Consider the following 16755-nt stretch of genomic DNA (forward strand, 5'->3'; position numbering starts at 1 on the left):
GGGAAGTCCTTTCTAAGAACGTCAATCGAACTGGAGAGTATAGCATCGCACTCCCGTGCGACTTGGACCGACAATCATGCGAAACGCGATAAGCGAAATCACTGGAACCGCAATGGCGAAAATCGCTCCAGCGGCACTGGCGAAGTTCCTGTCAGAATCACTGATGTAATTACTTCAGCCGTCACCGGTGTGAGCAGAATTCCATCGCGATAATGTCCCGTTGCGGCGAAGTAACCAGGCAGGGCGGTGGGACCGAGCAAAGGCAAATTGTCGGGAGTTCCGGGGCGCAATCCGGTCCACGCTTCCGCGATCTTCGCTTCAGCAAACTCGGGTATAAGTCGTGCAGCGGCGGTTTGCAATCGTTTTACGCGATATGCATTGAGCGACTTATCAAAACCCGCCGGCTCTACTGTGCTACCTACAACATAGCGTCCGTTGCTTCGCGGAATGATGTAACACCATCGTGAGCGAAGCACATGTCGCAGCACGCGGCGTTCCTCGCGTTCAGTCGAATTCAAGGCCAGCTCTTCGGGAAATGCAAGTGCAACCATGTGCCCCTTAACGGGAGACGTAGGTAGCTTGACTCCGGGTGCTGCAATCTGCGAAGCCCATGCGCCAGCGCAGTTCACAACGATAGCTGCGGAGTACTTGTCTTTATCCGTACGCACTTCATCAACTCGTTGGTTTTGCGCTTCGATTTGCTGGACACTTTCACCCGTGACCATCTCCACTCCACGCTTCTGTACTGCGCAACGCAGCGCCGCTACTACATCGCGAGGATCCACAGCTCGTTCGTCCATGGAGTATGCGGGATCAGGAGGAAGGCTCAACTTGGGCTCGAGTGCCAGAGTCTGCTCTGGTGTTAGCTTGCGGATGCCTTCCTGCTCGGGAATCGGATGTTCTTCGAATGCGATGACGCCGTCGTTGCGTAAGTCGATCGTGAGTCCTGATTCGGACTCCAATTCACTTACAAACTGTGGGTAGAGTTTAGCGCTGCGATGAGCAAGCTCCAGCAATTCCGCTGGAAGCACGGGGTCGAGATCAGCAATCATTCCGCCACCCGCGTGCGAAGCTTCTTGGCCCGGCTCGCGCCGTTCGAGCACAAGTACCTTCAGCGATTTGCGGGATAACTCCCATGCGAGCGAGAGACCAATGATCCCTGCGCCAATTACGATGGCATCGTAAGATTTCAGCACAGCTACATTGTAATAAGAAGACGGCCGGTGTGCGACCCGAGGATAGAGGCTATGGTTCGTGCGTCCTGGGTTTTACTGCAGTCTGCCGGATACGAGTGCGCGCCCGATCAGGTTTCGTAATTTCAATATGCGGCAGAGGTGCGGCTGGCGATGTGTTCAGCAGTTTGCTCACAATCACCAGGCGTTGTGGAGCAGGTCCAGCGTAGTACGCAGGGTCGCATGTGATCAGCGTCAAACGGTTGTCGCTGGTTGGCCCCGCGACGGAGACATCCGCAGGCCGGACTAGTTTTGACTCATCCACTGCGTACACGAACGTTTGCCCATCGCGCTCAATCAAGATGTGATCGCCCGGCTTCAGCTCTGCAATTCGGCGAAAGAACATCTCGCGATGCGCACTTATGACTACGTTCCCTGCGTCGCCTGGAAGCGCTGTTCCGGTCATATGTCCCGGGCCAAGCATCAACGAGATCGGGCCGGTACCCTCTACGATGACTGCGGAGAAATCAATCGCAGGTATCGTCAATCGGGAAAGGCTGTTATCGCGCCGAGATGTAGCCGCGCGGTACGACGATCTTCGATCAGGTCTAGATTGCTGTTCTTTCCAGAGTGTTTGAAGATGACGCTGCTCCAGCACCATGACGCCATATTGGACGCCTACATACCCCAGAATCGCCACACCAGAGAACAGAAGCAACGGCGCAAGATACTCGCGTACAGCCGCGATTCGCGAACGGTGAGTCGGTGATGGAGGATGCAGGGACAATGGATACTCGCAGGGGTTCGATTCTATGCCAAACCCCTACGACGATTAGATGTTGCGAAAAAAGGCAGAAACCCTGGTCGGAATTGGAATGTGTCGCCGATTGCGAGTTCTACCGCGAGCGCATGGTGTGCGCAGCGCCACCGATCAGCAATCCGAACCCGATGATGGAAAGAAGCGGCAAGGGGCTTCCAGCGAGCGGGAGGTTCGTGTCTCCATCCAGGCGCAACTCGGGAGGAATCGGAGCCATTGGGGCGTTGCCGGCAACAGACTGCGTTGCATGCTGATTCGCTCCGCGTGGAGTACCGGTGCGTGCAGGAGCATTGTTATTGTTCGCAGGAACTTTGAACTGCACTGTTGCGGTTCCACCCTGGACAGGGGAGTTATTCGCATCAACCAGAGTTACTCGCAAACTGTGAACACCCGGCAGGAGTTCGGGAAACGTGTAGCTGTTCGACGTTGTGTTGACCGGATCAGAAGCGTCCAGTTGAATGATGAAATTCGGCTGATCATTCAGCGCAGGTCGAACAAGTTCGAAACGCAAATCCACGAAATTGGACGAAAGCGTCTCTCCAGCAACGGGAGTGAGTATTCTGATCGATGGCTGAGGCTGCGGATTTGCAAGCTCCGGCGTGGCTGCTTGGTTTGTAGCCGGAGCTGGATTTGCTGATCGGTCCTGAGCGATGCCTAGAACCGTAGCCACGAGCGCCAGCGATAGTAACAGTTGAAACCTTCTCATGTACTCTCCCCGAGTATGTATGCGGTGCGTCAGTTGCTGCATTCAACTCCACAAAAAAGGTGCGCCGCTGCCTTTCTTGCTGCCAAGCCCTCCGAGTGTTTCGGAGTTCCATTTTGGTTACTCTCGCCCTGAGAGGCCCTGCGACTTGAAACAATTTGGATCCGTAAAGCAATTCTTCTTTTCCATGTTGATGCAATGCAGACGCCAAACTGTTCAGTTCTGACCAGCTTTTCTGGAATGTTTTTTGTCTTAGTTCAAAACTCACGTGTTAAGGTTTCGCGTTGACACTGGGCAGGTGCGCTGGAACAATCAATGCAAGCACAAATCCAGGAGCACTCAAATGTCCGAAGCCGTCGAGATCAGGAACGTGGAAAAACAAACGAGCGCAGTTCCCCTGATTGCTGGCGCCGTGGTGGTTGTCCTTCTTTTTGCATTCGCTCTTTACCTGATCGTTGATCTTCGAGGACGCGTGAAGACCCTTGAGGCAAGCGCGGAGCGCCAGACGGCAGAGACAAAGGTGATCGAAGACAAGCTGCACCTGACGAATAAGAACATTGAAGCGGGCATTGAGGCACTAGGTTCAAAGGTCGGAATGACGCAGGAGCAGCTCGCAGCGAAAACTGCCGAGTTGAAGGCGCAACAGGAGCGTTCAGCCGCGAAACTCGCAGCCGCACAGCAGGCCACCAGTCGTGAAGTTGAGGACGTAAACTCCGCAGTATCAGGGGTAAAGAGCGATCTGGGAGGCGCGAAAAACGAGATCGCAGCAACGCGCACGGATCTCGCAGCAACGAAGGCAAAGCTCGAAACGGCGATCGGCGATCTGAACATACATAGCGGGTTGATTGCGAGAAACCGGAATGATTTAGAGTTCCTGAAACACAAGGGCGACCGCAACTACTTTGAATTTACGCTCCGCAAGAAACAGCGCGTTCCGCTCTCCACCGTGAGCCTGGAATTGAAGAAGGCCGATCCGAAGAAGTCTCGCTTTACCCTCTATGTTTATGCGGATGATCACACGTTCGAGAAGAAAGACCGTACACTCGGCGAGCCGCTGCAGTTCTACACTGGACGAGATCGTCAACTCTATGAAATCGTGATCTTCACGGTGAGCAAAGACCAGATATCTGGATATTTGGCGACTCCGAAATAGAAGAATTGTGTGGCGGAAAGCCCGGCAGAGCCGGGCTTTTGCTATATAGGGAGAACTATGCTGACGACATGGATGACGGCTCTACAGATCGTGGCGCGCACGGGCGCCGTGTACATTCTGGTGCTTGTAGGAGTGCGTCTTACGGGCAAACGCGAAGTCGGACAGATGACTCCATTCGACTTGACGCTGCTGTTGTTGTTGAGTAATTCCGTGCAGAATGCGATGACGGGCCCTGATACTTCGCTGGCCGGAGGAGCCGTGGCCGCGTGTGTTTTGCTGGGGTTGAACTATGTGGTGGCGGAGTTGAGCGGCTTAAATCGCGGGTTCCGAAGGATTGTTCAGGGATCGCCATCGCTGCTGATTCATGATGGAAAGTTGATTCCAGAGAACATGAAGCGAGAGCGTCTGACAGTGGATGAAGTAATGCGATCATTGCGTGAACACGGCATTGGGAGCATTGGGGAAGTGGCGGTTGGCGTTTTGGAAGTGGACGGCTCGCTGAGCTTTTTGAAGATGGATGAAGTGCCAGCCGGTGTGAAGGCGCGCCATCGGACGCGGTTCCTTAAGCGCGACTGAGGAAAACTTTGTGACGAATCTACACTGTCCGGGTAAAAAGGACACGGTTGCTGGAACGTAAGCACTTACGAGGGATGCGTTAACCCGGGGGTAAATCCCATAATCGCGCCGACCAGCATTAACTGATCGGTAACCCTCCTTCCTGTTACCGAGTGAGTTACTCCCCTTAGTTCGTTTTGCAGTTCATCTCCCCCTTTCGGACAAGAATTCACCTCGCCTACACCGATGAGAGTAGCTGCTCGATGGTGTCGATCAGCAGAGATGCTGGGAATGGTTTCTGGAGATAGGCGATCTGGCTGCTATCGAGGTGCTGAAGCAGGTTCGCCTGTTCACTGTAACCGGAGATGAGAATCACCGGAAGTGTTGGTTTGAGCTGACGAAGGCGGCGTGTGAGTTCGATGCCGTCCATGCGCGGCATGACGATGTCGGTGATGACGAGATCATGGGGTTCGCGCGCGAAGGCAGTCATGGCGTCTTCTCCGTTGGAGAAGGAGTCGACGGCAAAGTTCGACTGTTTCAGTATCTCGGTGAGGTATGCGTTGACGGAGGTTTCGTCTTCGGCGAGAAGGAGACGGCGGCAACGAAGTAAGGGCGTTTTGCTGTGGGCAAGGGCGGGTCGCGGCGTGGCGAAGGGAAGATAGATGCGGAACGTGGCTCCCTCTCCGGGGCGAGAGTCGCATTCGATGCGACCGTTGCTTTGCGAGATGATGCCGTGAACGGTCGAGAGGCCGAGGCCGGATGCTTCCGCCGATTCATGGGTTGAGAAGAACGGTTCGAAAATGCGCTCAAGGGTTTGCTCATCCATGCCAACGCCTGTGTCGGTGAGGGTGAGGAGTGCGGAGGGTGCGTCTATCAGGCCGTTGGTTCGGGCGGAAGCAGCAGTTGAAATCTTGAGTTGCCCGCCATTGGGCATTGCGGCGCGGCCGTTGGATGCGAGTTGCGTGAGTACAATGGTCAGTTGATCTGGATCCATCAAGACGGGCAGTAGTTGCTCGTTGAGTTCAAGGGCAATGCTAATACCGGGGCCGAGGACGCGGGAGATGACAGGGAGAGCCTTGCGAACGCAGTCATTGATGTGAATGGGGCGCGGACGAAGGACTTGGTTGCGACTGAAGGCCAGCAGATGACGCGTGATGTCGGCGGCGCGTGCTGACTGCTGCATGATGTCATCGAGCGCGAGCGCTGTTTCCGGCGAGAGCTGGCTTTGGAGGGTCATTTCGCAGGAAAGCGTGATGGCCTGCATGATGTTGTTGAAGTCATGAGCGACGCCGCCCGCGAGTCGACCGACGGCTTCCATGCGCTGCGAATGGCTGATCTGGGCCGCCAGGTCGCGCTGCTGAGTAATGTCAACTAGATATCCCTGTGTGTATTGCTGCTGAGTTTCGGGACGCGTGCGCAAGTATCCGGAATAGGAGACACGCACGATCTCGCCATTCCTCTTGCGAAAGTTCGTTTCGAAATTGCTGACACGGTCGATGGCGCGCAACTCTTCTAGGAGCCGGTTGCGATCACCGGGATCGACGTAAAGATCTGGAACGGAGATGGACATCAGCTCTTCTCGGCTGTAGCCAAGTGTGGAGAGAACGACGGGGTTGACCTGCTCGATCCGATTGGTCGCAAGATTCGTCTGCACAATGCCGTAAGGACAATGCTCGACGAGCGAGCGATAGAAGGCTTCAGAACAGACGAAGTCGGAAGATGAGCGTTCGAGCACATACATGAGACTCAGGCGGCGATTGCGAGAGCGCACTGGCACAGAATGAAGCTCGACAGGAAACTCGCGTCCATCGCGAGTGCGATGGGCGGCGCTCGACGTTGGGGCGCAGAGTTCGCGGATAGTCATCGAGTGAAACTCGCGGCTTGTGTATCGGTAGCGATCGATGGCTGATTGATTTGCGGCGCGAATACGACCGGTATCGGAGTTGTAAAGAAACGTTGGCAGGGGATTGCGGTGGAACAAAAGTTGGCGGAGAGATCTGCTTGCAGGGCCCATGTGGTTCACCTTTGCCGTGTTGCTGGCTGATGGAGAAGACGGTGAATCGGTTGGTGGACTGAAAGGGAATTTGGGGAACCGGTGCGGTAGGTGGAAGAAAGAGGGAAGAGTGCAGAAAAGGGATGCGGGGGCTTTGCTCGTGGTGGAGGTGGGGCCTTCGCCTTCGGCGAAGGATGAGAAGCCAAAGGCAAGGGTAGAGGCAAAAGCAAAGGAAAGGTCAACTACCTCATCCTAAACTCGCAAGCGCGTTTAGGATGAGGCACCCGGTTCATGCTGGGTGACCTGGGTCGGTGGCGAAGATTGGAAGGCCTGCTGGGATCCTTCGCCTTCGGCTCAGGAGGACACCTCAAGAAGCACGGGCAAGGACTATTCGCGAAAAGCGGCATGGTGAACAGCGATTAGCGGCGGGTCAGGGCTTGGGTGACTTGGTCGTAGAGGGCGGGGAGGTTGGCGGCGGCAGAGGGTGAATCGCCGTAGCGGGCGTGTTCGAAGGCCGTGGTGAAGCGCAGGACAGAGTCGCGGAGGCTAGGATCGGGGATGGACGCTGCGAACTCAGAAGGAGTTTGAGCAGCGGTGCGAGTGTAGCCTCGGCGGGCCAAGTGGTGAGTCATGCGGACGTATAGCAGAGATGCGGCGGAACTCGGATTCTTGCGCGACTTGAGACGACGCAGGAAGCGAGCGAGATTGCGCGCTGCAAGGAGAGAGGGAAGCACTAGACCCAAGGCGAGTAGGATCAGTCCCGGGCGCAAGAGGCTGCGAGGATCCTGAGTGGCCTGGTTGTGAAGCCTGCGCGCTGCCTGGAGCATGCGGTGGTATTGGCGGGCGTACCAGTGGCGTACGTTGTCCATGAAGCGTTGCGCGTGATGCACGCTCGCGATGGAGAGGGACTGCTGGTGCGCGGCGTCGTAGTTGACGACCCATTCGCGCCAGAATTCTCCGGCGGCGTCGAAGTAGAGCTGGAGACGCGTCCAGAAGGTTGCGGCGGGAGGGATGGCACCGCCGGGCGTGGGATCGAAGGTCATCCATCCGGCCCCGGGGATGTAGGCTTCGACCCATGAGTGAGCTTCACTGGCGCGAATGATGTAAGTGGAGTTGAGCTGGTTGAACTGCGCTCCGCGGAATCCTGTGACGACGCGGGACGGTATGCCGATGGTGCGGAGCATGACTGCCATGGAGGATGCGAAGTACTCGCAATGTCCGCGGCGACGTCGGAACAAAAAATCGGCGAGGGGATCGGCGGGAGGCGTCGAGGGCAGTTGAAGCGTGTATCCGAATTGCGTGGTGAGGTAGGTTTCTATCGCCTGAGCGCGGCGGTAGGGCGTAGGCTCCAAATCCGTCAGTTTGTGGGCGAGCTCGGGGATGCGGGGATCGAGCTTTGGCGGTAGCTGGTAGTAGCGGCCGGAGATTGACGCCGGCATGAGCGCAGAGGGGACGTCGAGTTTGTCGGGCGATGGAACGGAGACGTCGGATACCCCCTGATAAACGCCAGGAGTGCGCTCGCTGTCGAAGCTGCGGAAAGCTTGGTCTTCGTCAACGATGATCTGGTGGAAGGTTCCGATGAGAGCCTGCGCGATGGGAATGGTGAAGACGACATTGGTGCCCACAGGTTCCATGAGAACGCGGTAGCGAATCATGTCGGGATGTGCACCGCGAGCGACACGCAACTCTTCGCGGCGGGAGAGCTGGGCTGTGCGGGTGGAGAGTTGCGTGCCGGGCGAGATCACATCAGGACCGCCGTGAGGGTTGGTCCAGCGCTTGCCGTCGAAATTGGTGAGGACAGTGCCGCGAAGACGGATCTGATGGGTGCCTGTGGTGTCTCCGTCGATGCGGAGGTGGGCGACGATGGAAGAGGACTGCTGGATGTGTCCGATTTCTCCGAGATTTACGGAGTCAGAAAAGCCGGTGGAGATGGCGTCGTTTTGCGCGTAACGCGAGAGATAGCCTCCGCTGATGCGGGGCATGGCGAAGAAGACAAACGTCGAGACAGCAAGCATTGCCACAACGATCACGGCAGTGGTTCGCACGAGTGAGGCGGAGAGCCGCTGGATGGGCGATACGGTGCGACGGCGGGTGCGCAGTCCAGGGAAGGCAAGAGCCGCGGAGTTGGAAGCGGCCACGGCGGAGCGGCGCATTTCCATGACCATGAACGAGAACACGGCAAGCACGACGAAAAGCCCAAACGAGGCGAGGAATGCCGAGTCAATGGTGAGGATGGCCGCCGACAACACCATGAGAAATGACAGCAGGGCGAGATAGACGTAATCGCGGTCACGCTCGATGGCGAAGAGCTTGACGCACATGCCGAAGAGAACGAGGTGGACGGTGGGGGAAAGGAAGTCGTGCGAGATGAGCAGGAAGTCTATGAAATAGACAAGGAAGTAGATGACTGCAAGCCAAGAGGTGATCTGGCGCGGAATGACGATGCGGCGATTGAGGACTAGCAGAGTTGCGCGAACGAGAAGCGCGCCTGTGACGAAGATGACGCCAAAGAGATCGAGCTTTCCGGTGGAGGCCAGGGCGGCGAATCCCGTGACCACGAGCAGGAAGATAGAGGCTTGAAACAGGCGCTCAATCTCGGGTGGCGCGGGGCGGGATGGGAGAGCCGTAGACATCCGACCTCAGTATAGATGCGGGCGAAGAGCACAGGCGAGTTTTCCTCAACGGCAGGGATGAAGCGAGCAAGGCAACGTGGTAGTATCGAGTCTGGTCGGACATCGGTCTTACGCGATGAAACCCCGCCAACCCCGCCAGGTCCGGAAGGAAGCAACGGTAACGGGTCGTTTCGTGCGCAGTGAGTCGCCGGTGTCCGGCTTTATCTTCTCCCCCAAGAAAACTCATTTTGCAACTTGTTCCGTTTTAGTAATCGGAAGGTGTTGTACTATGCCTTTCCTGCCGAAAACTCGCGTGAGCTGCGAGATGCTTGGTGTGAGGATGATGATTATGCGCGCAAAAGCACTTCCACTTAAGTCCAAGGGTAGCGAAATCGGTACAGAGCGTTCAGCCCTGCGAGGATTGAAAGTGGCAATCCCGTTTTCGTTTGCAGCGTGGGTGGCGCTGGGATTAGCAATCTGGAAATTATCGCGGTAGGTTTTCTGCAATAGCCACGGCTCAAGTCAGACTTAAGAAGCAGAAAAAACCGGAGTGGATGGCATTTCTGCCTCTCCGATCCGGGTCACCGAGCATTCGCCTGGACGGTTGGCGAGTGTTGGTGGTTAAAGTCGATTCACAGTTCTGAACTTCTCTCCTAATTCTCCCTCTTATCTACTGGCGGCGCTGGCAAGGGCACGGTTGCCCGCCAGGGCTTCGCGGAAAGCCGGATGCGCAATGGCAATCAGGGCCTCTGCGCGCTGCTCCAGGGTCTTTCCGCGCAGGTCGGCGATGCCGTGTTCGGTGACAATGTACTGCACGTCATTGCGCGAGGTGGAGACCGCAGCGCCGGGATCGAGCTCGCGGCAGATGCGTGAGATGGTGCCTCCGGCGGCCGTGGAGGGCAGGGCAATGATGGACTTGCCGCCCTTGGAACGGCTGGCGCCACGAACGAAATCAACCTGGCCTCCGATGCCGCTGTATTGCACGTTGCCGATCATCTCTGCGTTAACTTGTCCGAAGAGATCGACCTGCAAGGCGGAGTTGATGGAGATCATGTTGTCGTGCTGGCCGATGATGTGGGGATCATTGGTGTAGTCAACGGGGTGCACTTCGACGGTGGGATTGTTGTGCACGAAGTTGTAAAGCTTGCGGGTGCCGACGAGGAAAGTGACGATGAACTTGCCGGGGTTGAGCGTCTTCCTGGTGTTGGTGATCACGCCTGCTTCGACGAGAGCGACGACACCGTCGGAAAACATTTCGGAGTGAATGCCAAGTTCTTTTTTGTCGATGAGCGACATGAGGCAGGCTTCGGGAATGCCTCCGATGCCGAGCTGGAGGGTTGCGCCGTCGGGGACGAGCGAGGCTACGTGCTGGCCGATGAGGCGTTCGATCTCTCCAAACTCGGGTGCGGGGATTTCCTTGATGTCGGAGTCGTGCTCGACGATGTAGTCGAGTGAGTCGATGTGGATCTTTACGCCTCCGGTGTGAGGAAGACGGGTGTTCATCTCGGCGATGACGATTTTGGCGGACTCGGCCGCAGCCTGTGTGTAGTCGCCGGAGAGACCGTAACTGCAATAGCCTTCCTCGTCAGGCGGTGTGACCTGGATGAGGGCGACGTCCACGGGGAGGATGCCCTGCTTGAACAGGCGGGGGACCTCAGAAAAGAAACACGGCGTGAAGGTGGCGCGGGATTCCTGAACGGCTTTGCGATTGGGCGCGCCGAGGAAGGGACCGTTGAAGTGAAAACTGGCTTGCATGTCCGGATGATTGAAAGCTCCGGGACCGGCGGCGACCATGTGGAAGATCTCAACATTGCGTAGCTCGGGCGCACGGGATATGAGCGTCCGAACCAGCAAGGGCGGCTCACTGCAAGCATGACCGAGGACGACGCGGTTTCCGGATTGGACCGCCTGAAGTGCACACTCGGCGGAAACGAGTTTATCGCTGTAGGTGGTACGCCAATTTTTCAAGTTCGACCCCTCTTGGTGCGGGAAGTTGTGAACGCCGCGATGGCGATGCTTGCCGAAATCGCCGGGTGCTGCGGAATGTTGGCGAAACAATACTGGATGAATTGGAGCTTCAGATGTGACCGGAATCACGTCATCGCGTGAGTAGTTCGGGGAAGGACGGAAGAGTTGGTGATGAGGTGAGCGGTTTACATTCCTCTCGCGGTGGGCGACAATTGGCACATTACGAATACCGGAGAAATTGGGAGTTGAATACGAAGAGACGGGCCAAAATCACGGCTTTAGGCGCCTATGTGCCTCCGCGCGTGCTCGGAAATGACGAGCTGGAAAGATTGGTGGCGACCTCGAACGAGTGGATCCTTGAGCGTACGGGAATCCGCGAGCGTCACATTGTAGATCCCGGTACGGCGGCAAGTGACCTGGCAGTTGGAGCGGCGAAAGACCTTGCGCAGCGGCACAATGTTGACCTAAGCACGGTGGAGGCGATCATCGTAGGCACGGTGACGCCCGATATGATGTATCCCTCGACGGCTTGCCTGGTGCAGAAGAAATTGCAGATTCCGCAGGCATGGGGATTCGATCTGTCGGCGGGCTGCTCCGGATTTGTGTATTCACTGACGGTTGGAACGAAGCTGGTCGAAAGCGGCGCGCACAAGAAGGTTCTGGTAATTGGCGCGGACGTGAACTCGTCGATGATCGACTATACGGACAGGGCGACGTGCATCCTGTTTGGCGATGGCGCGGGAGCGGTGTTGCTGGAACCGGCTGAAGACGGCGAAGACCTTGGCTTCTATGAATTCTTTCATCAGATCGAAGGATACGGCGGGGACTACCTGTATATGCCGGGTGGAGGAAGTCTGAATCCTTCGTCGCATAAAACGGTGGACGACAAGATGCACTACGTTCATCAGGATGGGCAGCAAGTGTTCAAGTACGCCGTGAAGAAAATGGCGGAGTGCACGGAGCGCGTGCTGGAAAAGTGCGGGCTGACGGGCGCGGACGTGGACTGCTTTATTTCGCACCAAGCCAATAAGCGGATTATCACGGCGACGGCGGACAGGCTGAAGATGCCTCGCGAGAAGGTGATCATCAACATCGAGGATTTCGGCAATACAACGGCGGGAACGATTCCGCTGGCTATGAAGACGGCCGTTGACAGTGGGCGACTGAAGAAGGGCGACACGCTGCTGATCGCCTCGGTGGGAGCTGGATTTACGAGCGGCGCTTCGCTGATGAAATGGGCGTTCTAGGAAATCATAGATAGTTACAGGAATGCCCTCTGCGGAGGGCATTTTTGATTTTGGAGCGGGAGCTCTACGGAAAGTTAGAAAGTTTCTCTTTAAGCACGGAACATATTCAGGATGGACGGGTTTTAGAGAACATCCACGGTTGTGGCTGGGCAGCCACGTCCGTTTCTAAGAGGTAACGAGATGAGGCTCTCCTGGATTTTGCCCGCAGTGCTCGTGGGTGCCGTGACCGCGAGCGTAGCAGTTCCGCAACAGCAATATCCATCCTATCCGAGTTCGTCCGCGCAGAGCCCTCCGCAATCGCAGGCGCAGGTTCCCCCTAGCTATCCCGCGCAGGATCCGCTGTACCCTCCGTCACAGTCGCAGAGCCCGACTGACGCGCAGAACTATCCGCCACAGGTGGGGAACTATCCTCCGGAATCAGGACAGCAGAGCTATCCTGACAATTCGCAATACCCGAACTACCCGCCTTCGCAGGATCAGGGGTATCCGCCGTCGCAGAATAATGGATACCCGACACCGCAGGCACCCGCTCAGGCAGAGCAATATCCCACGGCGCAACAGTACCCACCGCAGGAGGGATATCCGTCTTCACAGCAGTACCCGGGAGAGCAGTATCCGCAGGCAGGGCAATATCCGCCAGCGCAGTATCCGTCGTCGGGGCAGTATCCGACAGATCAGCAGTATCCATCGGCACAGCAGTATCCGCCACCGCAGCAATATCCATCCACGTCGCAATATCCGCCAGCGCAGTACCCGCAGCAGTATCCGTCAGCTGGGCAATATCCGCAGTCGGAACCGTATCCTCCGGCGCAGACTCCGTATCCACAGCAGCAGGATCCATATCCGCAATCGGAATCACAGTATCCGGCGTATCCGCCACAGGGAGGTTATCCGCCTCCGGCACAGTCGTATCCGCCGCCAGTTCAGCATGAATGGGTGCCGCAGGGAATTGAGGACCTGGGGCGGTATGCATCGGGGAGAACGGCGTTTACATTGGATCACTCCATGCTGGTCATGGCGTCGAAGATGGACCGTGATAATTACGACCTGATGCACGTGATTGCTGGCGTGAGTGGTGTCTCGGTGCACAACTTCCGCTTCCCGGGGAGGATTGTGTGTGATCCGAGGCTGATGGCGTTTATCTCGAACCAGTATCGCGAGGCGGGCTGGCAGCACCTGGTAAGCAAGCATCGCAGGGAGTACGGCGGGTTTGGTACGGACCTTTGGTTAAGGCTGGATCATGGGACGATCACAGACGTCGCCGTGCTGTTCGTGGGCGAGCGCCAGTTGAACTTTGTGACAGTCGCGGGCTCGATTTCGCCGATCGATCTGCTGCACCTGAGCGGGCATTTCGGGATTCCACGCATGGATGGCGGAGTTGCGGTTCCAGTGCCATATGACAAACATGATCGCGACTGGGATAAGCACCGCCATGAAAGCGGGTATCACTACCATTGAGACTGATCGAGTTTAAAGAAGCGCAGAAAGTTCTGAAGAGCGAGCTCGCCAGCGTCGTTTGCATTCAGACCACGTAACTCCGCGAAATGGCGGGTGGTCTCGACGACGTAGGCGGGCTCGTTTCGTTTGCCGCGATGGGGAATGGGCGCGAGGTAAGGGCAATCGGTCTCGAGGAAGAAGCGGTCGAGCGGCACCATGGCCGCGGCATCGCGGATGTTCTGCGCCTTGGGATAGCTGATGTTTCCGGCGAACGACAGCATGAAGCCAAGATCGAGCGAGGCCTGAGCCTGGGAGAGGTTCCCGGTAAAGCAGTGCATGACGCCGCCGAGTCCGGTGGCAGCCCATTGCTCGCGAAGGATGGAGAGCAGGTCGTCCCAGGCATTATCGCTGTTGGCGCTGGGCCGGCAGTGAATGAGGATCGGGAGCTTTACGGCAGCAGCTAGCTCGAGCTGTTGGCGGAACACCTTTTGCTGAACGTCACGAGGCGAGTAGTCGTACCAGTAGTCAAGTCCGATTTCGCCGATGGCGATGACCTTTGCGTGATGGGCGAGACGCTCCATGGTGGAGAGGTGCTCGGGGGTGAGCAGACGGGCTTCGTGTGGATGGACGCCGAGTGAGGCGTAGATCCACGGGTACTTTTCGGCAAAAGGAATGGCGTAGGCAATGGCGTCGGGACCTTCTCCGTTTCCAACGGCGAGAAGAGCGCGGATACCGGAGTCGTAGGCGCGCTGGATGGTGGCTTCGCGGTCGGTGGCAAACTGGGAGCCGTCGAGGTGGGCGTGGGAGTCGAGGTACATATGAGGATGATACTTCAGTGGAAGTGAAGTTGAGGCGTAGGGGGTCCTTCGCCTGCGGCTCAGGATGACACAAAAAACATAAGACCAAGAGCAAAGGCGAGCAACGGCAGGAGCAAAACACCCACCTCTGCCAGAGACTGGCAGAGGTGGGGCACCATGCAAAGGTGGCACCAAACGGTTTAGGGCAGCACGAGCGTCGATCAGATTCGATGGAGCTTTTGTTCGAGGGTGGAGATCCAGCCGGCTTGGAAGTCGGGTTCGATGGTTTTCGCGAGGCGGAGAGCAGTTTGGTATTCGGTGCGGGCTTCGGTATCGCGGTGGAGAGCTGAGAGGACGTCGCCGAGGGTGGCGTGCGGAGTTACGGCGTTGGGGGCGAGGCGAACGGCTTCCTGTGCTTCGCGGAGAGCTTGGTCGAATCTCCTCTCAGACATAAGTGAGCCGACTTTCTGCGTGTGGACGAGAGCGGCGGCAAGGGGGAGTTCGAAGTGGCCGTCGTAAACGAAGACGGCGTGGTTGATGACCGTTTTAGGCTGTCGCTGGATGAAGTCATGGTAGGGATTGAGCGTGGGGCCGGGGCCGAACTCGAATCCGGAGAGGTTCCCAGCACTGATGAGGACAGGGCCGTCGATTGCGGGTGGAACTTCGATTTGCTGATTGAGCCAGAAGGTGTTGGCCGTGGGAAGAGGCTTGCAAGGAATTCCGTAGTAGCTGGGATCGACGACTCCGGCAGCGAAATAGACAAACCAGCAGTCCTTGATGCGGTTGTTGACGAGATATTGGCTGGTGGATTTGAGCTGCTGTCCCCAGTCGGCGTTGGAATCGCTTAAGAGGCGGTAGGTTTGCGAGGGGCCTCCCCAGAGTTCGTTTGCGTAGGGGATGTAGTTGGGATAGACGCGCAAGGAAGAAGTGACGTGCAGGAGGACCAAGACTCCGACGGCGTAGGCCCATGCCTTGTGTTGGCGAACGAGGGCGCAGGCGGCTGCGGCGGCGAGCACGATGAGAAATGGATACATCGGAAGGATGTGGCGCATGCCGATGTTCATTCCGGAACTCATCGCGACGAGCAGATAGATGGTGGGTGGAACGGCGAGGAAGAGTACTTCGCGCGAGATGCGCAGTTTACGAAGGCCGACGGCGGCGAAGGTCAGGATGAAAAGGCCGAGGAGTCCAATGGTCGTCTTGATGAGGATGACGATGGGGAAGTAGTACCAGACACCGTGGGGATAGGCGTTGCCAAGAAGATATGTCTGGTAAAAGTCGGACATGAAGCGCACGTCCACGAGACCGTACAGGTACGATTCGGGAAAGAGGTGCCAGCGAGCGATGAAGGACAGGATTGAGACTTCACGGGCGCGGGAGAGAATGGGAACGTAGCTGGCGAAGGTGGGGTTGAGATGCAATCCTGCGGGACGTGCGGAGTAGCGGAATCCGTAGGTAGCCCAGAGGACGACGATGGCAATTGCGCTCATGACGGCCAGTGCGGATGCGAGGCGCGCGGCCGTTGGGCGGAGCTTGTGATCTTGTCGCGCGCGGAGAAGCTCGAAAAGCAGAAGGATGAGCACCATCGGGAGCAGGAGGATGGCGCTGTGCTTGGTGGCGAGAGCAAGTCCGGCGATGAGGCCTGTGAAGATGAGGCGGGGTATCGTGGGCTGCTTCACATATCGATATAAGGCGTAGATGGTTGCGAAGAGCGTGCACGAGAGTGCGGTGTCGGTGGCGACCATGGCTCCGAAGGCGAGGAAGTTGGGATCGAAGGCGAGGAGTAGAAGCGCGAGGAAGGCAGCGGCAAGGCCGAACATTTCGTTGGCGGCAATGAACGCGACGATGAGCAGAGAGATGGCGAATATGGATGCCGCGGTTCGGGTGCGGAGGAGAATGGCATCGGCGTCATTCTTGAAGAGGAAGTCCTTGCCGCCGAGAAATGCTTCCTGCTTGAAGTTGTGGTTCTGGAGTTCGGGTACGTGCAAGGGCATGCGCAGGATGGGCAGGGTTGCTACGAGTTTGAGAAGCGGCGGATGCTCGGGGTTGAGTCCGAAATCAGCATGCTTCCATGACATGTATCCAGCGTAGATGTGATCGTCTTCGTCCCAGGTGATGGATTGCTGGGCGGTGGAGGTGAGCAGTTGAATGGCGAACAGTGCGATGAGGAGTGCAGCGCCGGAGAATATGAGTATGTTGCGGCGAGTGAAATATGTAGTCAGCATTCTCTTTGTGCAAGAAATGGGAATTAGAAATTCAAAGTGACGATACTACATAGGGAGGTGATTTCTGCTGAGGTTC

The 16755-nt window shown here is 57.1% G+C and carries 13 protein-coding genes and 1 other RNA gene; 6 read left to right on the forward strand and 8 right to left on the reverse strand.

Annotated features, from left to right (window positions below; genetic code table 11):
• Positions 1–98 precede the first annotated feature (98 nt).
• From thiO to AC6IY8_RS05875, 3 genes are all read right to left on the reverse strand, one after another.
• Positions 99–1196 carry a glycine oxidase ThiO gene (gene thiO / locus AC6IY8_RS05865; protein ID WP_497777795.1) on the reverse strand — a complete coding sequence of 366 codons (1098 nt, stop codon included), beginning with the start codon at positions 1194–1196 and terminating at the stop codon, positions 99–101.
• A gap of 49 nt (positions 1197–1245) precedes the next feature.
• A complete protein-coding gene (locus AC6IY8_RS05870; protein WP_497777796.1) occupies positions 1246–1959 on the reverse strand; it encodes a sortase in 714 nt (237 codons plus the stop codon).
• A gap of 109 nt (positions 1960–2068) precedes the next feature.
• Entirely contained in the window at positions 2069–2695 is a 627-nt protein-coding gene (locus tag AC6IY8_RS05875) for a hypothetical protein (RefSeq protein ID WP_497777798.1), read from the reverse strand.
• Positions 2696–3035: 340 nt separating this feature from the next.
• On the opposite strand from AC6IY8_RS05875, the gene AC6IY8_RS05880 reads away from it, so the two are divergent.
• Positions 3036–3845 (forward strand): hypothetical protein, encoded by an 810-nt coding sequence (locus AC6IY8_RS05880; RefSeq protein ID WP_497777799.1) that lies wholly within the window; start codon positions 3036–3038, stop codon positions 3843–3845.
• A 57-nt stretch (positions 3846–3902) separates the two neighbouring features.
• Complete coding sequence (locus AC6IY8_RS05885; protein WP_497777801.1) at positions 3903–4421, forward strand: DUF421 domain-containing protein; 519 nt, start codon at positions 3903–3905, stop codon at positions 4419–4421.
• Between the two features lie 217 nt (positions 4422–4638).
• Here the strand turns inward: AC6IY8_RS05885 and AC6IY8_RS05890 are convergent, their stop codons facing one another.
• Positions 4639–6264: a hybrid sensor histidine kinase/response regulator gene (locus AC6IY8_RS05890; protein ID WP_497777802.1), complete on the reverse strand. Its 1626-nt coding sequence runs from the start codon at positions 6262–6264 to the stop codon at positions 4639–4641.
• A gap of 148 nt (positions 6265–6412) precedes the next feature.
• Here AC6IY8_RS05890 and AC6IY8_RS05895 point away from each other — a divergent pair, with 148 nt between their 5' ends.
• On the forward strand, positions 6413–6649 hold the full coding sequence (locus tag AC6IY8_RS05895) for a hypothetical protein (RefSeq protein ID WP_497777803.1): 237 nt from the start codon (positions 6413–6415) through the stop codon (positions 6647–6649).
• Between the two features lie 163 nt (positions 6650–6812).
• Here AC6IY8_RS05895 and AC6IY8_RS05900 read toward each other — a convergent pair whose 3' ends face one another.
• The gene (locus AC6IY8_RS05900; RefSeq protein WP_497777804.1) at positions 6813–9026 is read right to left on the reverse strand and encodes a transglutaminase TgpA family protein; all 2214 of its coding nucleotides are present in this window, start codon (positions 9024–9026) and stop codon (positions 6813–6815) included.
• Between the two features lie 99 nt (positions 9027–9125).
• Here AC6IY8_RS05900 and ffs point away from each other — a divergent pair.
• An RNA gene (gene ffs / locus AC6IY8_RS05905) (signal recognition particle sRNA small type) lies at positions 9126–9223 on the forward strand.
• Positions 9224–9671: 448 nt separating this feature from the next.
• On the opposite strand, the gene AC6IY8_RS05910 is transcribed toward ffs, so the two are convergent.
• Positions 9672–10973 carry an acetyl-CoA hydrolase/transferase family protein gene (locus tag AC6IY8_RS05910; RefSeq protein ID WP_497777805.1) on the reverse strand — a complete coding sequence of 434 codons (1302 nt, stop codon included), beginning with the start codon at positions 10971–10973 and terminating at the stop codon, positions 9672–9674.
• Positions 10974–11218: 245 nt separating this feature from the next.
• Between AC6IY8_RS05910 and AC6IY8_RS05915 the strand changes: the two genes are divergently transcribed.
• Both AC6IY8_RS05915 and AC6IY8_RS05920 read left to right on the forward strand, forming a co-directional pair.
• Positions 11219–12220 (forward strand): beta-ketoacyl-ACP synthase III, encoded by a 1002-nt coding sequence (locus tag AC6IY8_RS05915; protein ID WP_497777806.1) that lies wholly within the window; start codon positions 11219–11221, stop codon positions 12218–12220.
• Between the two features lie 180 nt (positions 12221–12400).
• Entirely contained in the window at positions 12401–13678 is a 1278-nt protein-coding gene (locus AC6IY8_RS05920; protein WP_497777807.1) for a hypothetical protein, read from the forward strand.
• On the opposite strand, the gene AC6IY8_RS05925 is transcribed toward AC6IY8_RS05920, so the two are convergent.
• The gene (locus tag AC6IY8_RS05925; RefSeq protein WP_497777808.1) at positions 13669–14475 is read right to left on the reverse strand and encodes a TatD family hydrolase; all 807 of its coding nucleotides are present in this window, start codon (positions 14473–14475) and stop codon (positions 13669–13671) included. The genes AC6IY8_RS05920 and AC6IY8_RS05925 overlap by 10 nt on opposite strands.
• Before the next feature lie 200 nt (positions 14476–14675).
• Positions 14676–16679, reverse strand: a complete 2004-nt coding sequence (locus AC6IY8_RS05930; RefSeq protein WP_497777809.1) for a glycosyltransferase family 39 protein — start codon at positions 16677–16679, stop codon at positions 14676–14678.
• Positions 16680–16755 lie beyond the last annotated feature (76 nt).

This window comes from Koromonas soli (assembly GCF_059726265.1).